Origin of the sequence: Keratinibaculum paraultunense, from assembly GCF_016767175.1 — a bacterium.
GTDB lineage: Bacteria > Bacillota > Clostridia > Tissierellales > Tepidimicrobiaceae > Keratinibaculum > Keratinibaculum paraultunense.
Window position 1 is genome coordinate 1,008,930 of the sequence record NZ_CP068564.1, and the last position, 22,319, is coordinate 1,031,248.

At 27.2% G+C, this 22,319-nt stretch carries 20 protein-coding genes; 18 read left to right on the forward strand and 2 right to left on the reverse strand.

All coding sequences use genetic code 11. The features are described 5' to 3' along the window. Positions 1-16 precede the first annotated feature (16 nt). The 15 genes from aroH to JL105_RS05050 all read left to right on the forward strand — a co-directional run bounded on the left by aroH (position 17) and on the right by JL105_RS05050 (position 17,185). A complete protein-coding gene (aroH, locus tag JL105_RS04980) occupies positions 17-382 on the forward strand; it encodes a chorismate mutase (RefSeq protein ID WP_132026212.1) in 366 nt (121 codons plus the stop codon). Between the two features lie 48 nt (positions 383-430). After that, positions 431-1,087, forward strand: a complete 657-nt coding sequence (gene cmk, locus JL105_RS04985) for a (d)CMP kinase (RefSeq protein WP_132026214.1) — start codon at positions 431-433, stop codon at positions 1,085-1,087. A gap of 6 nt (positions 1,088-1,093) precedes the next feature. After that, positions 1,094-1,678 carry a lysophospholipid acyltransferase family protein gene (locus JL105_RS04990; RefSeq protein WP_132026216.1) on the forward strand — a complete coding sequence of 195 codons (585 nt, stop codon included), beginning with the start codon at positions 1,094-1,096 and terminating at the stop codon, positions 1,676-1,678. A gap of 11 nt (positions 1,679-1,689) precedes the next feature. Beyond that, positions 1,690-3,672, forward strand: a complete 1,983-nt coding sequence (locus JL105_RS04995) for a bifunctional 4-hydroxy-3-methylbut-2-enyl diphosphate reductase/30S ribosomal protein S1 (RefSeq protein ID WP_132026218.1) — start codon at positions 1,690-1,692, stop codon at positions 3,670-3,672. Between the two features lie 130 nt (positions 3,673-3,802). Continuing rightward, positions 3,803-4,582, forward strand: a complete 780-nt coding sequence (locus tag JL105_RS05000) for a CheR family methyltransferase (protein ID WP_132026220.1) — start codon at positions 3,803-3,805, stop codon at positions 4,580-4,582. A gap of 60 nt (positions 4,583-4,642) precedes the next feature. Continuing rightward, positions 4,643-5,698, forward strand: a complete 1,056-nt coding sequence (locus JL105_RS05005; RefSeq protein ID WP_132026223.1) for a M42 family metallopeptidase — start codon at positions 4,643-4,645, stop codon at positions 5,696-5,698. Further along, on the forward strand, positions 5,689-6,708 hold the full coding sequence (locus JL105_RS05010; protein WP_132026224.1) for a M42 family metallopeptidase: 1,020 nt from the start codon (positions 5,689-5,691) through the stop codon (positions 6,706-6,708). Before JL105_RS05005 ends, JL105_RS05010 begins: the two co-directional genes overlap by 10 nt. A gap of 1 nt (position 6,709) precedes the next feature. Further along, entirely contained in the window at positions 6,710-7,708 is a 999-nt protein-coding gene (locus tag JL105_RS05015) for a M42 family metallopeptidase (RefSeq protein WP_132026226.1), read from the forward strand. Between the two features lie 216 nt (positions 7,709-7,924). Beyond that, positions 7,925-8,524, forward strand: a complete 600-nt coding sequence (locus JL105_RS05020) for a MerR family transcriptional regulator (RefSeq protein ID WP_132026228.1) — start codon at positions 7,925-7,927, stop codon at positions 8,522-8,524. 330 nt (positions 8,525-8,854) lie between these two features. Then, the gene (gene miaB, locus JL105_RS05025) at positions 8,855-10,135 is read left to right on the forward strand and encodes a tRNA (N6-isopentenyl adenosine(37)-C2)-methylthiotransferase MiaB (protein ID WP_420485352.1); all 1,281 of its coding nucleotides are present in this window, start codon (positions 8,855-8,857) and stop codon (positions 10,133-10,135) included. A gap of 10 nt (positions 10,136-10,145) precedes the next feature. Continuing rightward, complete coding sequence (mutS, locus tag JL105_RS05030) at positions 10,146-12,767, forward strand: DNA mismatch repair protein MutS (RefSeq protein WP_237722313.1); 2,622 nt, start codon at positions 10,146-10,148, stop codon at positions 12,765-12,767. Further along, on the forward strand, positions 12,768-14,585 hold the full coding sequence (mutL, locus tag JL105_RS05035) for a DNA mismatch repair endonuclease MutL (protein ID WP_132026234.1): 1,818 nt from the start codon (positions 12,768-12,770) through the stop codon (positions 14,583-14,585). Between the two features lie 12 nt (positions 14,586-14,597). Continuing rightward, positions 14,598-15,548 (forward strand): tRNA (adenosine(37)-N6)-dimethylallyltransferase MiaA, encoded by a 951-nt coding sequence (miaA, locus tag JL105_RS05040; RefSeq protein ID WP_132026236.1) that lies wholly within the window; start codon positions 14,598-14,600, stop codon positions 15,546-15,548. A gap of 13 nt (positions 15,549-15,561) precedes the next feature. Next, complete coding sequence (gene hfq / locus JL105_RS05045) at positions 15,562-15,798, forward strand: RNA chaperone Hfq (RefSeq protein ID WP_132026238.1); 237 nt, start codon at positions 15,562-15,564, stop codon at positions 15,796-15,798. Between the two features lie 82 nt (positions 15,799-15,880). Further along, the gene (locus JL105_RS05050; RefSeq protein ID WP_132026240.1) at positions 15,881-17,185 is read left to right on the forward strand and encodes a methionine gamma-lyase family protein; all 1,305 of its coding nucleotides are present in this window, start codon (positions 15,881-15,883) and stop codon (positions 17,183-17,185) included. 126 nt (positions 17,186-17,311) lie between these two features. Here JL105_RS05050 and lexA read toward each other — a convergent pair whose 3' ends face one another. After that, positions 17,312-17,929 (reverse strand): transcriptional repressor LexA, encoded by a 618-nt coding sequence (gene lexA, locus JL105_RS05055; RefSeq protein WP_132026242.1) that lies wholly within the window; start codon positions 17,927-17,929, stop codon positions 17,312-17,314. Positions 17,930-18,146: 217 nt separating this feature from the next. Between lexA and yneA the strand changes: the two genes are divergently transcribed. Beyond that, positions 18,147-18,470: a cell division suppressor protein YneA gene (gene yneA, locus JL105_RS05060; RefSeq protein WP_132026244.1), complete on the forward strand. Its 324-nt coding sequence runs from the start codon at positions 18,147-18,149 to the stop codon at positions 18,468-18,470. Between the two features lie 97 nt (positions 18,471-18,567). Here the strand turns inward: yneA and JL105_RS05065 are convergent, their stop codons facing one another. Then, positions 18,568-19,539, reverse strand: coding sequence for a tyrosine recombinase XerC (locus tag JL105_RS05065; protein ID WP_132026246.1), 972 nt, complete (start codon positions 19,537-19,539; stop codon positions 18,568-18,570). Between the two features lie 498 nt (positions 19,540-20,037). On the opposite strand from JL105_RS05065, the gene istA reads away from it, so the two are divergent. Then, entirely contained in the window at positions 20,038-21,549 is a 1,512-nt protein-coding gene (gene istA, locus JL105_RS05070) for an IS21 family transposase (RefSeq protein ID WP_420485353.1), read from the forward strand. A 1-nt stretch (position 21,550) separates the two neighbouring features. After that, entirely contained in the window at positions 21,551-22,303 is a 753-nt protein-coding gene (gene istB / locus JL105_RS05075; protein ID WP_202690626.1) for an IS21-like element helper ATPase IstB, read from the forward strand. The last annotated feature ends 16 nt before the right edge of the window (positions 22,304-22,319 follow it).

A 22,319-nucleotide genomic window follows, 5' to 3' on the forward strand; every position in this document is an offset into this window, starting at 1 on the left:
ACAGGAAGTGATAAAATTGAATATTGTTTCAATTCGAGGGGCTATTACAGTTGTGGAAAATAAAAAGGAAGAAATACTAAAATCAACAAAAGAATTATTAATAGAGATAGAGAAAAAAAATAATTTACACAAAGATAATGTTATATGTATACTATTTTCATCAACAAAAGATTTAAATGCTGAATACCCTGCTAAGGCTGCTAGACTGTTAGGATATAATCAATGTGGGTTAATGTGCTTTAATGAAATGTATGTACTAGATAATTTAAAGAAATGCATTAGACTTATGTTATTATATCAAAGTGATTTTTTAGAACAAAAAGATGTTAGTCACGTATATCTAAAAGGGGCAAAAATATTAAGACCTGATTTAAGTACATAAAAACACAACGCCACCAATAGGTGGTTATTATTTTGTGAGGAGGTTAATATGAAAAAAAGATTAGTTATTGCTATAGACGGTCCTGCAGGAGCAGGCAAAAGTACTATATCTAAAGAAATTGCAAAAAAATTAGATATAGAATATATCGATACAGGTGCTATGTATAGAGCATTAACGTTAAAAGTCCTTGAAAAAGGAGTTAATATAGATGATATTGACAAAATTTTAGATATATTAGAATCATCTTCTATATACTTTAAAAATAATCATATTTATTTAGATGGCATAAATGTAGATAAAGAAATTAGAGAAAATAGAATAAGTAAATACGTGTCAGATATAGCAAAGATTAAGGAAGTTCGTTCTGAAATGGTAAAACTACAACGACAATTATCTAAGGAATCAAATGTAATTGTGGATGGCAGAGATATTGGAACAGTAGTTTTACCTCATGCTAATTTTAAATTTTTCATTACTGCTTCACCAGAAGTAAGAGCAGATAGAAGATATAAGGAACTTTTATTAAAAGGAGAAAAAGTAACTTATGAGCAGGTTCTCAAAGAAATAAAAACAAGAGATAAAATAGATAGTACAAGGGAAGTTGCCCCCCTTAAAAAAGCTAAAGATGCATATGAAATTGACACCACTAACATGACTATTCAGGAAGTTGTTAATAAAATAATAAATATAATTGAAGGGAGGTAACTATTATTGTATTTTTATCGTATTGTAAAAGTCATTGCAAATGTGATTTTTAGGATTATCTTTAGAATAGAAGTCAATGGTAAAGAAAATGTTCCAAAAGATGGTCCCTTAGTGCTTTGCTCTAACCATATAAGTAACTTTGATCCTATTATACTCGGTATTACATTTCCTAGACCAATTATATTTATGGCAAAAAAAGAATTGTTTAAGAATAAACTTATTGGTCAGCTAATCAAAGCTCTAGGAGCTTTTCCTGTTGATAGAGAAAGTTCTGATATAGGTGCGATAAAAACATCTTTGAAAGTTTTAAAGCAAGGGAAAGTTCTAGGTATATTCCCAGAAGGTACCCGAACACAAAAAATGAATTTAGATAATGTAAAACCAGGTGTAGCCCTTATTTGTATTAGAAGTAAAGCACCAGTAATTCCTGTATTTATTGAATCTAAGTATAGATTATTTAGTAAAGTAGTGGTAACTATAGGTAAGCCAATATATTTTGATGAATATTATGACAAAAGACTTGAATCTAAAGATTATATAAAAATTAGTAAAGATATTATGAAAACCGTATACTCATTAAAAAGTTTATAGGAGGGAAAAAAGTGAATATATATATTGCAGAGTATGCTGGATATTGTTTTGGAGTTAAGCGTGCAGTTGATATCGCCATAAATACTATAAAAAATACAGAAAATACTCTTATTTATTCATTAGGACCGTTAGTGCATAATACCCAAGTTGTTGAAAAATTAAACGAAAAAGGTTTGAAGATAATAGACAATATAAATGTTTTGAAGGAAGGAAAAGTTATAATTAGAGCTCATGGTATCCCTTATGATTTACAAAAAGAAATAGAAGATTTAAATTTGGAATTAATAGATTGTACATGCCCATACGTGAAAGCTATTCATAAAAGGGTAAAAAAATATTATAATAATGGATATAAAATAATAATAATTGGAGACAAACTTCATCCTGAGGTAATTGGAATTAATGGATGGTGTAATAACGATGCTATAATAGTAAATACAAAAGAAGATGCAGAAACTATTCCTAAGTATGATAAAATATGTGTAGTGTCACAAACTACTAATAATATAGATATATTTAACGACATATCTAATATAATAAAAAACAAGGGAAATCATGTAAAAATATTTAATACAATATGCAATGCTACTAACTTAAGACAAACGGCAACTAAAGAATTAGCAAAAAAAGTAGATGCAATGATAGTAATAGGTGGTTACCATAGCTCTAATACTAATAAATTAGTAGAAATAAGTAAAAAATACTGCAAAAACGTGTATCATATTGAAACTTCCAAAGATTTACCTTTACAAAAGCTATCTAAATTTAATACAATAGGAATAACTGCAGGTGCTTCTACACCTGATTGGATAATTAAGGAGGTTATTGATGCTATGAATAATAATAAAGATAATAATGAAATAATGGAGGCAATAGAAAATTCTATTGTAAATATCCATAGAGGGGATATAGTCAAAGGTAAAGTAATATATGTAACAGATAATGAAGTTATGGTAAATATAAATTACAAATCAGATGGTATAATAGAAAAAGAAGAATTATCTAATGATCCTAATATAAAACCTAGAGATTTATTTAAAGAAGGAGATGAAATAGAAGTATATGTTGTTAGATTAGATGATGGAGAAGGTAATGTTGTATTATCAACTAAAAGATTAGAAATTATAAAAAGCTGGGACAAATTGGAAGAAAGTTTTAAAAATAATGAAACTGTTGAGTGTAAAATAATAACTGATGTAAAGGGTGGATTAATAGCTACAGTTAATGGTATTAGAGCTTTCATGCCTGCTTCACAAATATCCGTAAACTATGTTAAAGATTTAAGTATATACAAAGGAAAAAAGTTAAACGCAAAGATTATTGATTTTGATAAAAATAAAAGAAAAATAATTCTTTCAAGTAGAAAAATAGAGGAGCAACAATTAGAAAAGAAAAGGGAAGAATTATGGAATAGTTTTGAAGTTGGTAAAATTGTAGAAGGAAAAGTTGCAAGATTAACAGATTTCGGAGCATTTGTAGATTTAGGTGGTTTAGATGGGTTAATTCATATTTCCGATTTAGCCTGGTTTAGAATAGACCATCCATCTGATGTTGTAAATGTGGGAGATACTGTTAAAGTTCAGATACTTGATTTTGATAAAGAACGTAATAGAATATCATTAGGATTAAAACAAACCTTACCTAAGCCTTGGGATATATTTATAAAAAATAGAGAAGTGGGAGATATAGTAGAAGGTAAGGTAGTAAACATGTTGGATTTTGGAGCTTTTGTTAGACTTGAAGAAGGAGTAGATGGATTAGTACATGTATCTCAAATATCTAAAGAACATGTGGACAAACCCTCTGACGTATTAGAAATTGGTGAAAAAGTTGTAGTTAAAATCATTGATATAGATCCAGAAAAAGAAAGAATAAGTTTAAGTATGAAAGAAGTTGAAGAAGAAAAAGATAAAGAAGAAATTGAAGAAAATATTAAAGAAATAAATAATAAAGATGAAGAAGTTAAAATAAAAGATATTATAGAAGATAAATAATCATCTAATCTAATTTAAAGGTTTTGGTGTATATTCACTATTAATTAAATTATTTAAACATAAAACAAAATGTTGTTTGATACATCAAAACCTTTTTTATTGCTAAAACGACATGTTTTAGGGGGCTCATATGGATAAATATGAAATTTTCAAAAAGAACATTAACAATTTAATAGGTATAAATCTTGATTATTATAAAGAGAAACAAATGAAAAGAAGAATTACATCTTTAATGAATAGAAATGGTTTTGAAGACTTTGATGAGTATTTTATGGCGTTGAAATCTAATAAAGATATGTTAGAACAATTCATTAATCATTTAACAATAAATGTATCAGAATTTTATAGGAACCCAGCTCAATGGAGTATATTAGAAAAAGAGATATTGCCAGAATTGATCCGTAAAAATGATAATAAACCATTAAAAGTATGGAGTGCTGCTTGCTCTACTGGAGAAGAACCTTATTCTTTGGTTATGTTATTATCTAAATTTTATGATTTAAAAGATATAAAAGTTTTAGCTTCTGACATTGACGAAGAAGCTATAGAAAAAGCTAAATTAGGCATTTATAGTGAAAAAGCTTTAGTTAATTTGCCTAAAGAGTTTAAGATAAAATATTTTGATAAAGTAGGCAATTCTTTTAAAATAAAAGATATTATAAAAAATCAAGTAATTTTTGATAGAATTGATTTATTAAAAGATCCCTTTCCCATTAATATAGATTTAATAACTTGTAGGAATGTGATGATATACTTTACAGATGAAGCTAAAGAGTTGTTATATGATAAATTATACAGAAGTTTAAGTAAAAATGGAGTATTATTTGTAGGAAGCACGGAACAGATAATACTACCTGAGAGATATAATTTTAAAACTATTAAAACTTTTTTTTATACAAAAATAAATTAGTGTTTCTAAATAAATTTTGATATAATTATTATATATAATAAAAACTAAAGGGGGATTAAAGTGAGTACTAATGATTTTTTAGAAACATTATGTAATACCCATAGTATTTCTGGTAATGAATTTAATTTAAAAGAAATTATTATTTCAACATTTAAAAATTACACTGACAATATTTTTACTGATGATTTAGGCAATATTATAGCTTTAAAAAAAGGTTATAATAATGAAAAAAATATAAAAGTAATGTTAGCTGCACATATGGATGAAATAGGTTTAATAGTAAAATATATTGAAGAAAACGGATTTATTAGGTTTACTAGTATTGGCGGTATAGATCCAAGAACTATTTTAGGGCAAGAAGTAATTGTTCATGGGAAAAAGGATTTGTTTGGAGTAATTGGTTCAAAACCTCCTCATTTACAAGAAAAAGATGAAATTGATAAAGCTATAAAAATGGAAGATATGATAATAGATGTAGGATTAAATAAAGAACAATTAGTAAATTTGGTTAATATAGGAGATGTTATTTCAATAAAAAGAAATTTTAAAGTTTTACAAGGAAATAGAGTAACAGCTCGAGCTTTAGATGATAAAGCAGGAGTTGCAACTATATATGAATGCATTAAGGAATTATCTAAATTGTATCATGAATGTGATGTTTATTTTGTTGCCACTGTACAAGAAGAAGTAGGTTTACGAGGAGCTTTTACAAGCACTTATAGAATAAATCCTGATATAGGTATAGCTATTGATGTAGGATTTGGTTCTACGCCTGAGTTATCTAAAGCTGAAACGTTAGACATGGGAAAAGGACCAGGAATAACTATAGGAGGAAATATACATCCAGGATTAAGGGAAAAATTAGTTAATGTTGCTAAAGAATATAATATACCTTTCCAATATGAAGTAACACCAGGACCTACTGGAACTGATGGAAGAGCTATTCAAATTACAAGAGAGGGTATACCTACACTTTGCTTATCTATACCATTAAGATATATGCATACATCTGTAGAAGTTGTAGACACATTGGATATAAAAAATACTGCAAAGTTATTGGCTTTTTTTGTATCTTCTATTACAAATGAAAATTTGGAGGGGTTACTATGTTATTGAAAAAACTAACAGAAGCCTCAGGCGTATCTGGAAATGAAAAAGAAGTTAGAGATATTATTTTAAAGGAAATAGAAAATTTTGTTGATGATGTAAAAGTTGATAGATTAGGTAATATTATTGTCCATAAAAAAGGAGAAGGGAATTCGAAAAATCTCATGATAACAGCACATATGGATGAAGTAGGATTGATGATTACAGATATAGACGATATGGGTTTCTTGAAGTTTACTACTGTGGGTGGTATTGATAAGAGGATATTAGTGTCAAAACCAGTACTAATAGGTGAAAATAAAATATTAGGTGTTATAGGGTCCAAACCTATTCATTTACAAAAAAGAGAAGAATGGCAAAAAGCACTAGAAATTGAACAATTGTACATAGATATAGGAGTAAATAGTAAAGCAGAAGCTGAAAAATTAGTTTCAATAGGGGATTATGCAATGTTTGATAGTCAATATATAGAATTTGGTGATAATTTAGTAAAAGCTAAAGCTTTAGATAATAGAGTAGGTTGTAGTCTATTGATTGAACTACTAAAAGAAATTGAAGATATTGATTTTTATGCTGTATTTACGGTTATGGAAGAAATAGGATTAGTGGGTTCTGGTCCTGCTGCATATGCAGTTAATCCAGATTTAAGTATAATATTAGAAGGTACTCTTTGTTATGATATACCAAAACTTGATAGTCATTTAATACCTACGTATTTAAATAAAGGTCCAGCTATATCTTTAATGGATCAAACTACTTTATATAATATTGAATTTAGGGATAAAATAGTTAGAATAGCAGAAAATAACAACATACCTTATCAATATAGAAAATCTTCAATGGGAGGCAATGATTCAGGTGAGATTCATACCACTAAAGAAGGAGCTATAACTGCAACTATATCTGTACCTTGTAGAAATATACATTCTCCAACATCAGTTATGAGCAAGAAAGATTATGAAAATACTTATAAATTATTGAAATCTATTTTATTTGAATATAAAAAGGGGGCACTTTAATATGAAATTTAATAGTGAACTTATGGAAGAGTTAGCTACTACCTATGGTCCTTCGGGGAATGAAAATAGGATCAGAAACTATATTAACGAACATATAAAAAACTACGTTGATGAAATTGAAATAGATAGTTTAGGTAATTTAATTGCTAGGAAAAAAGGAAATGGTAAAAAAATAATGATTGCGGCTCACATGGACCAAATTGGACTTATGGTTACAGATATAGATGAAAATGGGTTTTTGAGATTTACAAATATTGGAGGAATTTCACCTTATAACATTTTAAGTCAACAAGTAATATTTGAAAATGGAACTGTTGGAGTAGTTTTTAGTGAACCTGTAGAGGATATTTCTAAATTAAAGTTATCTAATATGTTCATAGACATTGGAGTTAACAATAAGAAAGAAGCGGAAAGTTTAGTTAACATAGGAGATATATGTATATATAATACGGTATATAGTGAAAATGATAATGTTGTATTTACCAGATACTTGGATGATAGAGTAGGCTGTTACGTTGCTATAGAAGCTATAAAAGAAATAGTAAATCCTCAAAATGACTTATATTTTGTATTTACGGTACAAGAAGAAGTAGGTTTAAGAGGAGCAAAAACCGCTGCCTATAAAATTGAACCAGATATTGGTATAGCTATAGATGTAACTGGTAGTGGGGATACTCCTAAAGCTAAAGCTTTTGCTGTTGGATTAAATAAAGGTACAGCTATAAAGGTTAAAGATAATTCTATACTAACTCACCCTAAATTACGTAAACATATGATTAATATAGCTAAAGATAATAATATACCTTACCAATTAGAAGTATTGGAACATGGTGGTACAGATTCAGGTGCTATTCATTTGACTAAAATGGGTGTACCTACTGGAGCTATATCAATTCCAACAAGATATGTTCATTCAACTATTGAAACAGCTTCAAAAAATGATATTATAAATTCAATCAAATTACTTGTAAAAGTATTAGAAAGTAATATTCAATTATAATCTTTTTTATATTACCGTTCATGTATGTTAAAGAAAGCTGCTATGTAGATATATAATAGCAGCTTTCTGTTATTTAAAGCTAATAAATATCAATATATGATAACATTTAACATATTTTATCGATATTTGCTGATTAAAAGTCAGTGTTATATAAAGGATTTCTAAAAGAATTAAAGAATATTATTAATATAAGGGACAAGCAAAGGGGGTTGTATTATGCTAGAAGTTGATAAAGAATATAGTATATCTGAAGCAGCTGAAATTACAGATTATCCTCCTCATGTACTAAGATATTATGAAAAAGAATTTGAATTAGAAATTCCAAGAAATGAATCGAATCATAGATATTATACTTATAAAGAAATAGAATTATTCCAATATATTAAATCTCTTCAAGAACAAGGCTTTAGCAATAAACAAATTAAACTAATAATGAATTCTCCGGAATTATTATTAACTTCAGATAATAATGAGATAGCTTTAACGACTATAGATTCTCATAGTAAAATAGATCCTGTTCAGCTAGCTAAGGATATTAGTTTAAATTTGTATACAGAAATATTTGATGAAATAACAAAGATTCTTAATGATAATGCTGTAAATGATACAAAAAAATTTGAAGAATTAAAAGAAGAAATAATTAATTTGAGAAATGAATTAAATAGTAAAGAAAGAGATGTATTGATATGCGAAAATGCAAAATTAAAAATGAAAGTAAAAGAAAAATCTTATGAAGCAGCGGAGTTAAAAGAAAAAATAAAAAGAATGGAAAATAAAAAAGGACTTTTCCAAAGAATATTTAGAAGGAAAATATGAAATAATTAATAATAGAGTAAAAATAACATAAAATTATTTGCAATAATTAAAAATAAGGTTTTCTATTGTAATTATATTGATTGTTTACAATGCTAAAATTTATTGCTTTTATATAAATTGTTAATCCATTGAGGGAGTCGAGGAAGTCTCTTTAAATCTTTTCAATGGATTTTTGTTTTTATATTTGTTCATTTGCTTATATTGATGAAAGTAATAATATAATTAGGTTCTTTTTTTTAAGATATTTGTTATAATAGTTATGAATAGTTTTTTAGGAGGTTATGACTTTTGGAAAATAAAAAATATACGATAGTAACTTATGGATGTCAAATGAATGAACATGATTCTGAAAAAATATCTTGGCTATTAGAAAATATGGGGTATGTTTGGACAGATCAAAAAGAAGAAAGTGATTTAATTATATATAATACATGCCTTGTAAGAGAGAGTGCTGAATTAAAAGTATACGGTCAGTTAGGAGCACTAAAAGAATTAAAAAGGCAAAAGCCAGATTTGATTATTGGTGTTTGTGGTTGTATGATGCAAAGAGAAAGCATAAGAAATATTATATTATCTAAGCATAAACATGTAGATATAATATTTGGAACAAATAATATTCACAAATTGCCACAGCTTATTAATAGATATGAGCAAACAGGAAATACTGTAGTTGATATAATAGAGGATAGTAGAGAAATTGTTGAAGATATTGATGCTAATCGAATGTATGCTTATAAAGCATTTGTAAATATAATGTATGGATGTAATAATTTTTGTACTTATTGTATAGTTCCATATACGAGAGGAAGAGAAAAGAGTAGAGAACCTAAGAATATAATAAAAGAAATCCAACAATTAGCAAAAAAAGGATACAAAGAAGTAACTTTGTTAGGTCAAAATGTAAATTCTTATGGGAAAACCTTAAATTATGATTATTCTTTTGCTAAATTATTGGAAGAAATAAATAAAATCAATGGCATAGAAAGGATTAGATTTATGACTTCCCACCCTAAGGATTTATCTGATGAATTAATTGAAGCTATGGCTAGCCTTGATAAAGTATGTGAACATTTACATTTACCAGTACAATCTGGTAGCAATAAAATATTAAAAGCTATGAACAGAAAGTATACTAGAGAAGAATATTTGCTACTTATAGATAAAATTAGGGAAGCTATTCCCAATATTTCTATATCGACTGATATTATAGTAGGTTTTCCAGGAGAAACAGAAGAGGATTTTGAAGATACATTGGAATTGGTAAAACAAGTTAGATACGATTCAGCTTTTACCTTTTTATATTCCATAAGAGAAGGAACAGTTGCAGCAAATATGCCAAATCAAGTACCAGATGAAATTAAGCATGAGAGATTTCAAAAATTATTAGATATTATGTATCCAATATTTTATGAAAAAAATCTTAAATATAAGGATAAAGTTGTAGAAGTACTGGTAGAAGAAGTTAGTAAAAACGATCCTAATATGTTAACTGGTAGAACTAGAACAGGTAAGCTAGTTCATTTTAAAGGTAATAAGGAATTGATAGGTAAACTAGTAAATGTTAAAATTAATAAAGTGAAAACTTTTACATTAGAAGGTTTTTTAGTTTAATACGGAGGTTATGACTTTGAGTAACTTAACACCAATGATGAAACAATATATGAAAATTAAAAAGAAATACCCTAATACAATAGTTTTTTTCCGATTAGGAGATTTTTATGAAATGTTTTTTGATGATGCTATCACAGCATCTAAAGAATTAGAAATTACTTTAACTCAAAGAGATTGTGGTGGAGATAAAAAAGCACCAATGTGTGGTGTTCCTCATCATGTGTCTGATTCTTATATATCAAAATTAGTAGAAAAAGGGTATAAGGTTGCTATATGTGAACAATTAGAAGATCCTTCTGTAGCAAAAGGATTAGTAAAAAGAGATGTTATAAGGATAGTAACTCCTGGAACTATAACAGATTTAAATGTGTTAGATGAAAAATCTAATAATTATTTAGTTTCTATATATTTAGATGATATAGGGATAGGTATATCCTATGTAGATACTACCACTGGTGAAATGTATACTACAGAATATATAGGCAATAAAGAAGGTTCTTACGCATTTGTATTAGATGAATTAGGCAAAATATATCCTTCAGAAATAATAGTTAATAATTCTTTTATGCAAAACAAAAAATTTGTAAGATCTATAGAAACTAGAATAAATCCTTTTATTAATTTATATGATGATAATTTTATAACTCAAAAAGATTGGGAAAAACTTATTTTATCCCATTTTAATATAAATAATTTAAATATAATAGGCATAAAAGATAAAATTTATTCTATAATATCTACTGGTGTACTTATAGATTATTTATATGACACTCAAAAAAGTTCTTTAGAACATATTACTCAACTTAATTATTACGAACCAAAAGAGTATATGATATTAGATATCAATACTCGCATCAATTTAGAAATTCATGAAACTATTAGAAGTAGAGAAAAAAAAGGTTCTTTGATAGGAATTCTAGATAAAACATCTACTGCTATGGGAGGAAGACTCTTAAAAAAATGGTTAGAACAACCTTTAATTAATATAAATGAAATTAAAAAGAGACAAGAAATAGTAGAACATTTTGTAGATGATATTATATTAATGGATCAAGTGAAAAATTGCCTAAGAGGTATCTATGATTTAGAACGTTTAGTTGGGAAAATATCCTATGGAAATTGTAATGCTAGGGATTTAGTATCTTTAAAAATTTCTATAGAAAAGATTCCAGAATTAAAAAATTTATTGTTGCAATCTGGACAAAAAAATTTTATAGAACTAGCTATGATAATAGATCCTATGAAGGATGTTTATGATTTGATTGATAAATCTATAATAGACAATCCTCCTATATCAATAAAAGAAGGAGGTTTAATAAAAGAAGGTTATAATCAAGATCTTGATGAACTAAAAAGAGCTAGTATTGATGGAAAACAATGGTTAGCTAAATTAGAAAGTAAAGAAAAAGAAAATACTGGAATAAAAAACTTAAGAATCGGTTTTAATAAAAAATCAGGTTATTTCTTTGAAGTAACAAAATCAAATTTGAATCTAGTTCCAGATTATTTTATTAGGAAGCAAACTTTAACTAATTCAGAAAGATTTATTACAAAAGAATTAAAAGAAATAGAAAATAAAATTATTGGTGCAGAAGATAAGATGATTGAAATAGAGTATATGATATTTCAAGATATAAGAAAAAGGGTAAAGAACGAAACATATAGAATACAAAAAGTAAGTAAATTAATTTCTCAAATTGATGTGCTAAATTCTTTTGCTCAAGTTGCATATGAAAATAATTATATAAAGCCACAATTAAATGATAAAGGGATAATCCATATAGTAGAGGGAAGACATCCAGTTGTAGAAAAAACTATTGAAAATGAAATGTTTGTTCCTAATAATACTTATCTAGATATGGATTCTAATAGAGTTCAGATAATAACTGGACCTAATATGGCAGGTAAATCCACTTATATGCGTCAGGTGGCAATTATTACTTTAATGGCTCAAATTGGTTCTTTTATACCTGCAAAAGAGGCCAATATTGGAATTGTAGATAGAATATTTACTCGAATAGGAGCTTCAGATAATTTATCCCAAGGAGAAAGTACATTTATGGTAGAAATGAATGAAGTATCCAATATTATTAAAAATGCAACAAAAAATAGTTTAATAATATTAGATGAAGTAGGTAGAGGCACTAGCACTTATGATGGATTAAGCATCGCATGGGCTATAGTAGAATATATTGCAAATGAAATAAAAGCTAAAACTTTGTTCGCAACCCACTATCATGAATTAACTGAATTAGAAGAAAAAATTGAGGGAATAAAAAATTTAACTATATTAGTAGAAGAAAGAGGAGAAGAAATAATATTTTTAAGAAAGATTATTGAAGGTAGTACTAATAGAAGTTATGGAATAGAAGTGGCTAAATTGGCTGGGATTAATAATAAAATAATAGATAGAGCTAATGAAGTTTTGCATCAAATTGAAAAGAAACATAATTTTGCTATTGATCAAAAGCCTGATAAATTAGATAAACAATTAAGCGTTGATGATTATAAAAAAGAATATTTTATAGATAAGATAAATAAAATTGATGTATCAAAGATAACTCCAATAGAAGCAATTAATATTTTATATGATTTAAGTGAAGAAGCTAAGAGGTTGAAGGAGAAAGCATAGATGAAAAGAATAAAAATATTAGATGAAAAAACAATTCAAAAAATCGCAGCTGGTGAAATAATAGAAAGACCATCTTCTGTAGTAAAAGAGTTAGTAGAAAACTCCTTAGATGCAAATGCAACAAATATTACAATAGAAATACGACAAGGAGGAAAATCATATATAAGAATTACAGATGATGGAGATGGGATCTTAGAGGAAGATTTAAGTATTGCATTTAAACGGCATTCTACTAGTAAGTTAACCAATGCTAATGATTTGTATAGAATTATGTCTTTTGGATTTCGTGGTGAAGCTTTAGCTAGTATATCTACAGTGTCAAAAGTAGAAGTTTTAACTAAAACTAATAAAGATAAATTTGGAGTCCAAGCTTTTGTAGAAGAAGGGAAAATTATAGATAAAAAGCCGGTAGGTTGTCCTAAGGGAACAACGATGATTGTTAGAGATTTATTTTATAATGTTCCTGTAAGAGAAAAATTTTTGAAATCTGATATATCAGAAGCAAATCATATAAACGATATAGTATACAAATTAGCTTTAGGTAATCCTGGTGTAAGTTTTAAATACATTAAAGATAATAAGATAATATTTCAAACTTCAAATAATAATGATATACTTACAAACATATATACTTTATTAGGTGAAGACTTTAGTAAAAATTTATTAGAGATAAACTATGAAGATGTTGATTTTAGAATTTATGGTTATATATCTAATAATACATTTTATAGAAGTAATAGGAAACATCAATATATCTACGTTAATAATAGGTATGTAGATAATAATCACATTTCAAATTTAATAGAGTGTAAATATAAATCCATAATACCTATTAATAGATTTCCAGTATTTGTAATATTTATTGATATAGATCCATCTTTTATAGATGTTAATATTCATCCTAATAAACAACAGATAAAATTCATTAATCAAAATAAGCTAGATAGTAAATTGGAGTATATAATTAATTCACAATTAAATAAAAATCTTTCTATACCGAAAAAAGAATTTCATGAAAAAAAACAAAATGATAATACAAATGAAATTCCTCGGTTGTATAGAGAAATTTTGTTAGAAGAAGATAAATTAGAAAAAGATAAAGAAGTTATAAATTTAGACAAAAAAAACAAAATAGCAGAATCAGAAATAAATTATAATAATATAAATAAGGTATATAAAGAAAACACAATAACTACTAAAGAAAAAGAAGAAGATTTAAATGATTTAAAAAATGTATTAAATAGATTACGACCTATAGGAATAATTTTTTCAACTTATATATTAGCTGAAGATCCATTATATGATAAACTACTAATTATTGATCAACATGCAGCTCATGAAAGAATTATATTTGAAAAATATAAAAATGAATATGAAAAAGAAATGGTAGCTATACAACATTTAATAACTCCTCAAATATTAGAATTGACCAATACAGAACTGGAGATAGTAAAAAAGAATATAGATTTATTTAATAGATTAGGTTTTATAGTAGAAGAGTTTGGAACAAATAGTGTTATAATTAGAGGTGTACCTATATTGTTTGGGAAACCTCAAACTAAAAAACTTTTTTTAGAGTTAGTAGATACAATAAGTAATGATATAAAAAGTACTTATGAAGTTAAATTAGATAAAATAATTAAAATAGCATGCACTGAAGCTATTAAGAGTGGTGATAGGATTGAAAATATTGAAGTAGATAGCTTATTACAACAATTAGGAAACACATCTAATCCTTATACCTGTCCTCATGGACGACCAACAATTATACAAATAACAAAAAAAGATTTAGAAAAAGAATTTAAAAGAATTATGTAAAAGGATGATATAATGAAGGAAAAAGATAATTTGGTAGTATTATTAGGACCAACAGCTGTTGGAAAAACTAGTATATCTATAGAGTTAGCTAAAAAAATAAATGGTGAAATTATTTCTGCCGATTCCATGCAGATATATAAATATATGGATATAGGAACAGCTAAAATAACTAAAGATGAAATGGATGATATCCCTCACTATATGATAGATATAATTTATCCAGATGAAGAGTTTACAGTTGCAGATTTTAAAAAAAGAGCATCTGAATATATACGACAAATTAACGATAGAAATAATATCCCTATGATAGTAGGAGGAACTGGTCTGTACATTAATTCAATAGTATATGAGTTAAAATTTGCCAGAGTTAAACCCAATGAAAAGTTTAGAAATAAATGGAACAATATTGCAGACAAATACGGTAATCAATATATTTATGAAGAATTAAAAAATGTTGATCCTTTATCGGCTAAACGTATTAACGTTAACGATAGAAAAAGAATAATAAGAGCTTTAGAAATATTACATGAAACAGGTAAGCCTATGTCTTATTATAATAAAAATTTTAGAAAAGAAACAGAGGAATATAATTTGGTAATGATTGGTTTTACTATGGATAGAGCCAAACTTTACTCTCGCATAAACAAAAGAGTTGATAATATGCTGGAGCAAGGGTTAATAGAAGAAGTTAAAATGTTAATGGATATGGGATATACAAAAGACCTTGTTTCTATGCAAGGTATTGGATATAAGGAAGTTATAGATTACTTAGAAGGAAATACAGAATTAAATCAAATGATTGAAATACTTAAAAGAAATACAAGAAGATTTGCAAAAAGACAATTAACATGGTTTAGAAGAGACAATAGAATTAAATGGATTGATGTTGATCAATTTGATTCTATTGATTCTATTAGTATATATTTAGCCGATTATATATTAAAGTCATTAAATATAAATTAAGGAGGAAGCAAGTATGAAAGGGAATATTAACTTACAAGATATTTTTTTAAATAAGGCAAGGAAAGAAAATATAAATCTCATAGTATATTTAGTAAATGGATATCAAATAAGAGGATTGGTAAGAGGATTTGATAATTACACCATAATATTAGAAAGTGATGGAAAACAACAATTAATATATAAACATGCAATATCTACTATTATACCGAGTCAATTCATAGATTTAAACAATAAATCAATAGAAGAATAATAATTATATCTTACAAATGTCTCTGATTTATTCAGAGGCTTTTGTATTTATGTTAGATTTATGTTAGAAAGGTGGTTTTAATATGGACAAGGATACAATAATATTATTATGTAAACATTACGATATAAATCCAAAAGTTATTAATTATGTTAATAGTAGAGAAATTTTAATAAAAGATAAATTTAATGAAATTAATAAAATAAAAGAATATAATCAATTTAAAATTATTCATAGTATGCAGAAAGCAAGACTTAGTTCAATAGACTTTAATTGGACTACAGGATACGGATATGGAGATATAGGTAGAGATAAGGTAGAAGAAATATATTCTCATGTATTTAATACTGAAGATGCTTTAGTTAGACCTACAATAGTTTCTGGAACTCATGCTATTACTTTAACTTTATCAGGGTTATTAAGACCAGATGATGAATTTTTATCTATAACTGGAAGTCCTTATGACACTTTACAAAAAGTTATAGGAGTAAAAGGAGATACACAAGGAACTTTATTTGATTATGGAATAAAATATAAAGAAATTCCTTTAAAAGATGGGAAGATAGATGTAGATAATGCTATAAGGAATATTTCTGAATCTACAAAACTTATATTAATACAAAGATCTACTGGATATAGTGATAGAAAAGCTATAAATATTGATGAAATAAAAACTGCTATTAATAAAATTAAAAATTATAATAAAGATATTATTATAATGGTAGATAATTGTTATGGAGAATTTGTTGAAAAACTAGAACCTAGCGATGTAGGTGCTGATGTAATGGCAGGCTCATTGATAAAAAATCCAGGAGGGGGCATAGCTTTAACTGGTGGATATATAGTAGGAAAATCAAATTTAATTGAACAAATTGCAAATAGAAGTACTGCACCTGGATTAGGGAAGGATTGTGGATTAACTTTTGGAACTACTAGGACTACGCTACAAGGATTGTTTTTAGCACCTCATATAGTAGCAGAGGCTATTAAAGGAGCATTATTAGTTGGAATTGCTTATAAACAATTAGGTTTTGAAATTATACCAGATTTAGAGGATGCTAGAAGTGATATAATACAAGCTATAAAATTTAATTCTCCTGATAGAGTTATAGAGTTTTGTAAAGGTATTCAAGAAGCATCAGTAGTGGATTCTTTCGTTACACCTATTCCTTGGAACATGCCTGGTTATGAAGATGAGGTAATAATGGCAGCAGGTGGTTTTATAGATGGATCATCAATTGAATTAAGTGCTGATGGACCAATGAGAGAACCATATTTTGCGTATTATCAAGGTGGTCTAACATATGAACATTGTAAACTTGGAGTTATGATATCTATTAATAATTTATTAAAAAACAATCTAATTGATAACAAAAAGCTAGTTTATTAATAAACTAGCTTTTTGTTGGTTTTACCGTAAAAAAGTTCATAAAGGCAACCGTTGACTGATATATGACTTAACTTGCCATAATATAATAGTAACTTTATTTAAGATCAAACGTTAAGTTATCGATTATTATATTTTTCTATAAAGTCCAATAACTTTCCCTAAAATTGTAACATTTTTTACTAATATAGGTTCCATCAAAGTATTTTCTGGCTGAAGGCGAATATATTCTTTTTCTTTGTAAAAAGTTTTTATAGTTGCATCATCTTCTATTAATGCTACAACGATATCACCATTTTTAGCATCATTTTGTTGTTTTACTAGGACATAATCGTCACTATATATTCCTACATCTATCATACTATCTCCCTCGACTTTGAGCATAAATAGAGAACCTTTTTCTGCTATTTCAATAGGAATGGGAAAAGTATCTTCAATGTGTTCAACTGCTAAAATTGGTTGTCCAGCAGTTACTTTGCCTATAATGGGAATATCTACAGTTTTTTTAGGTGTGAGTAGTGAGTTTTCAGTTCTGTTTAATATTTCAATAGCTCTAGGTTTAGTAGGATCCTTTCTAATATACTCTTTTTCTTCTAAAATTTCTAAGTGCCTGTGAACTGTTGATGTTGATTTTAAATCAACACCTTTACAAATTTCTCTAACTGATGGGGGATAACCTTGACGTTGTATATGATTTTTAATAAAATGTAAAATTTCAATTTGTTTTTGACTTAAATCTTCATACACAGTAAACACCTCACATTTAAATGTAATATTTTGTTTTTATTATTATAATCATAAAGCACGTTTAGTTTAACTAATTATACCATATGAATACACAATAATCAAACGTGGGTTCGTTTTTTTAAAAAAAATTAAAGAATATCTATTGACAAAGAACTAATGTTTCGATATTATAGGATATAGCGAACAAATGTTTAGAACTTATGTGTGAGGTGATATTATGTATAATAAAACAAGTAAAAGGAAATATGTTGTAATTGATAAGTTTAGGTTCTTTGTATTTTTATTCTCTTTAATAGTTTTATCAATATACATAATTTTAATATTTTCTAGTAATACTAAAGCATACAGCTCTATATATGATGAAAAATATATAGAGGTAGAAGTGAAATATGGTGATACTCTATGGGATATAGCTAAAAAACATATGCCAGATGATTATGATATAAGAAAAATGGTATACGAACTAAGAGAATTTAATAATATGAAGGATGTAAATATATATCCAGGAGATGTAATAAAAATTCCAAATAGATATAATTAAGGGGGAAAACCCCCTTAATTTTTTAGCTTTTTTAAATATTTATCAATTCTTTATTTATTATTTAGTAAACAGAATAGGACCTATAATTAATATTTAATTATTTAGTGGTAGGATCTATGTTACCTAATGGATTACTTTGGACTGCTTGTCTAAGTCTTTCATCATCAATATGAGTATATATCTGAGTTGTAGACACATTTTCATGACCAAGAATTTCCTGCAATGCTCTAATATCTACATTTCCATGTTTATACATTAATGTAGCTGCAGTATGTCTTAGTTTATGAGTAGAGTATATTTCAGTATCAAAACCTGCTTTTTCCAAATACTTATCAATCATATGTTGTATAGCCCTATTGCTCATTCTGCGTTTTCGTTTACTTAAAAAAAGTGCTTCTTCATCTATAGCATCAATTGGTCTTACATCAATATAATCATTTATTGCTTTAATGCAAGCATCATTTAAATAAATGGTTCTTTCTTTGTTTCCTTTGCCTATAACAGTTAAAGTATCCTTTTTTATGCGATTTAAATTAATACTTGATAGTTCAGATAAACGCAAGCCACAATTTAAAAAAAGCATGATTATAGCATAATCTCTTTTCCTAAAAAATTCATTCTTATTTTCAAGTACAGTGTTTAATAAAAGCTTACATTCATCTAGAGTAAGGTATATGGGATGTCTGTTATTCGTTTTAGGAAATTCTAGATTAATAGCAGGATTCTTATCGATTAAATCTACCTTAGAGTGGAGGTAGTCAAAAAAAGATTTTAAACTAGCTACTTTTCTAGATTTAGTATTATTATTATTTCCTAGTTTTTTATCAGTAAAAGATATAAATGCATGTAAGTCTTGTATACTAATTTTTTTTATCAAATCCAAATCTACATCACTAATATCTATTTGATCAAAAGGTTTATCTTTTTCAACTAATTTATATCGAATTTTAATAAACCTAAAAAAAGTACGTATATCATAAAAGTATTCCTTGGTAGTGCTAGGAGAAGTGCCTTTTATAGTTTCCATATAATTTAAATAGTCTTCTAATATAATAGGTATTTCATTCAATTTAACCCCTCTTTTCTATTATTTGCCTTATCATTAGTCACAAAATAAATATTTTGTGACTAATGATATAATTCGACATAAGTTATAAAAAATCCTTCTAAATTATAAAAATAATAATATTATTTTTGTTTACTATATTTGTTTACTATAATTGGTTCGTCGGAATTAAGAATAAGAACAAATTTAAAATTCTTATTTAATACATTTTCTTTTATGTGATTTTGAAATAGTAAAATTCTAGATTTTAGATCTGTTTTGATTCAGATCCATGTTTATACATTAATGTAGCTGCAGTATATCTTAGTTTATGAGTTATGAATGGTTTATACAATATATACTTGTAAGTGGTAAAATAAAATCATGAGATTTCGGAAAATAAGAATCCTGAAATTTTTCCAGTTGTATATGAAACAAATCTACTTTCCTGTAAAATATCTTACAGGAGGTAGATAGAAAATGGGATTGAAGGGTTGGCATATGTTTAATGAAATTAAAAACATGAAGGAGTTAGGGCTAAAGAAATCTCAAATATCAAGATATTTAGATTTAGACTATGGGACTGTATCTAAATACTGGAATATGCAGGTAAAGGAGTTTGCTGAAAATATGGAAAAAGTGAAGGTTAGAAAGAAAATACTAGATGAATATGAAGATGAGATAGTAGGTTGGTTAAGAGATTTTCCAGACATGAGTGCAGCTCAGATTTTGGATTGGTTAAAGGAAAGATATGGAGATATTAAATGCACAGATAGGAGTGTGAGAAACTATGTAAGATACATAAGAGATAAATATGATATTCCAAAGGTTGTATCTAAAAGACAACATGAAGCAGTGCAAGAACTTCCAATGGGCTATCAGGCACAAGTTGATTTTGGACAAATATGGCTTAACAATGCAGATGGGAAAAGAGTTAAACTTTATGCCTTTGCTATGGTACTGTCTCACTCTAGAATGAAATATGCCTATTGGCAGAACAAGCCATTTACAACGAAAGATTTTATTGATGCTCATACTAAGGCCTTTGAATACTTTGGAGGTAAAACCCACGAAATAGTATATGACCAAGACAGACTATTAGCAGTTAATGAAAACTATGGAGACATAATTTTTACAGAAGAATTTCAAAACTTTAAAGACTTTATGAAAATTAGAGTAAGAATGTGTAGAGGATATGACCCAGAAAGCAAAGGAAAAATAGAAGCAGTTGTTAAATATTTAAAGTATAATTTTGCAAAGAATAGAACTTTTGTTGATATAGACAAGTTTAATGAAGATTGTCTATTGTGGTTAGATAGAACAGGAAATGCTAATATTCATGGAACAACAAAAAAGATACCGAAAGAAGTATTCTCCCTCGAAAAGAAATACCTTCTTCCAGTATCACAAACATTTAGAAATGTACCATCTAATTCAATTTTAACCTATACAGTAAGAAAAGACAACACCATTTCGTATAAACAAAATAGATATCAAGTTCCTAAAGGGACATATGAACCAGGAAAAACAGTTGGAGTTCGTAATTTAGATGGTATTATTCAGATAATAGATAAGGATACAGGTAAAATTTTAGCAGAACATAAGGAGTGCATACTGAAAGGAAAATTAATACAAATTGATCATCCTGAAAGGGATAAAACTTTAAAGATAGACAAACTATATGAAAAAGCTTTAAATGTACTGAACAACACCAATGAAGCCAAGATTTTTCTCGATAGAATTAGGATTGAAAAACCAAGATACATAAGGGACCAATACAGTTTAATATGCAATACTTGTAAAAATGTAGAGAAAAAACTCATAGAAGAATCTCTTAAATATTGCATAGAAAGAGAGATATTCAGTGCTGTAAGTTTTAGAGATGCAATTGAATTTTTAGGTGAGAAATATAAGGAATTAGATAACCAAAAACTAGAAACAGCTAATAAAAACATCCCTTCTATCCCTCAAAGATATGATATTAAAACCCAAATTAGGGATACATCAGAATATGTAAAAGCATTGGAGGGATAAGATGATAGGTAAAATTGATTATATAAAAGAATATGCCAAAGAACTAAAGCTATTAAATCTACAGAAAAAGATAGATGAGTTCATAGAACATGGAGAAAATGAAGATTTATCATATCAAGAATTTCTTTACAAAATACTAAATGAAGAGATAATTGCTAAAGAGGAAAGAAAGAAACAAACTCGATTAAAAAATGCAGGATTTCCTGTAATAAAGACAATAGAAGAATTTGATTTTGAATTTCAAAAGTCTATCAGCAAAAGACATATAAACAGGCTTCTAGAAATGGACTGGATAGATAAGATATACAATCTTATCTTCCTAGGTCCTCCTGGTGTAGGGAAGACACATTTAGCCATAGCATTAGGCTATAAAGCTATAGATATGGGATACAAGGTAAGTTTCATCTCAATGGACAATTTGGTCTATTCATTAAAAACACAGGATATAATGAGAAAGAGTAAGATAAAGATAAATAAAATACATTCCTCAGACCTTGTAATTATTGATGAAATTGGATATCTACCAATTAATCGCGAGGAAGCTAATATGTTTTTCCAGTTAATATCAGCCTTACACGAACAGACTTCAATTATAATTACATCAAATAAGGGCTTTGGAGATTGGAACGAATTATTAGGAGACCCAGCATTAACTACAGCTATATTAGACAGGCTTACCTATAAATGTGAGTTATTTAATATGACTGGCAAAAGCTATAGGCTTACACATAGAAAATCCTTTTTAGAGGATTAGAAACTGGAAATTGTTC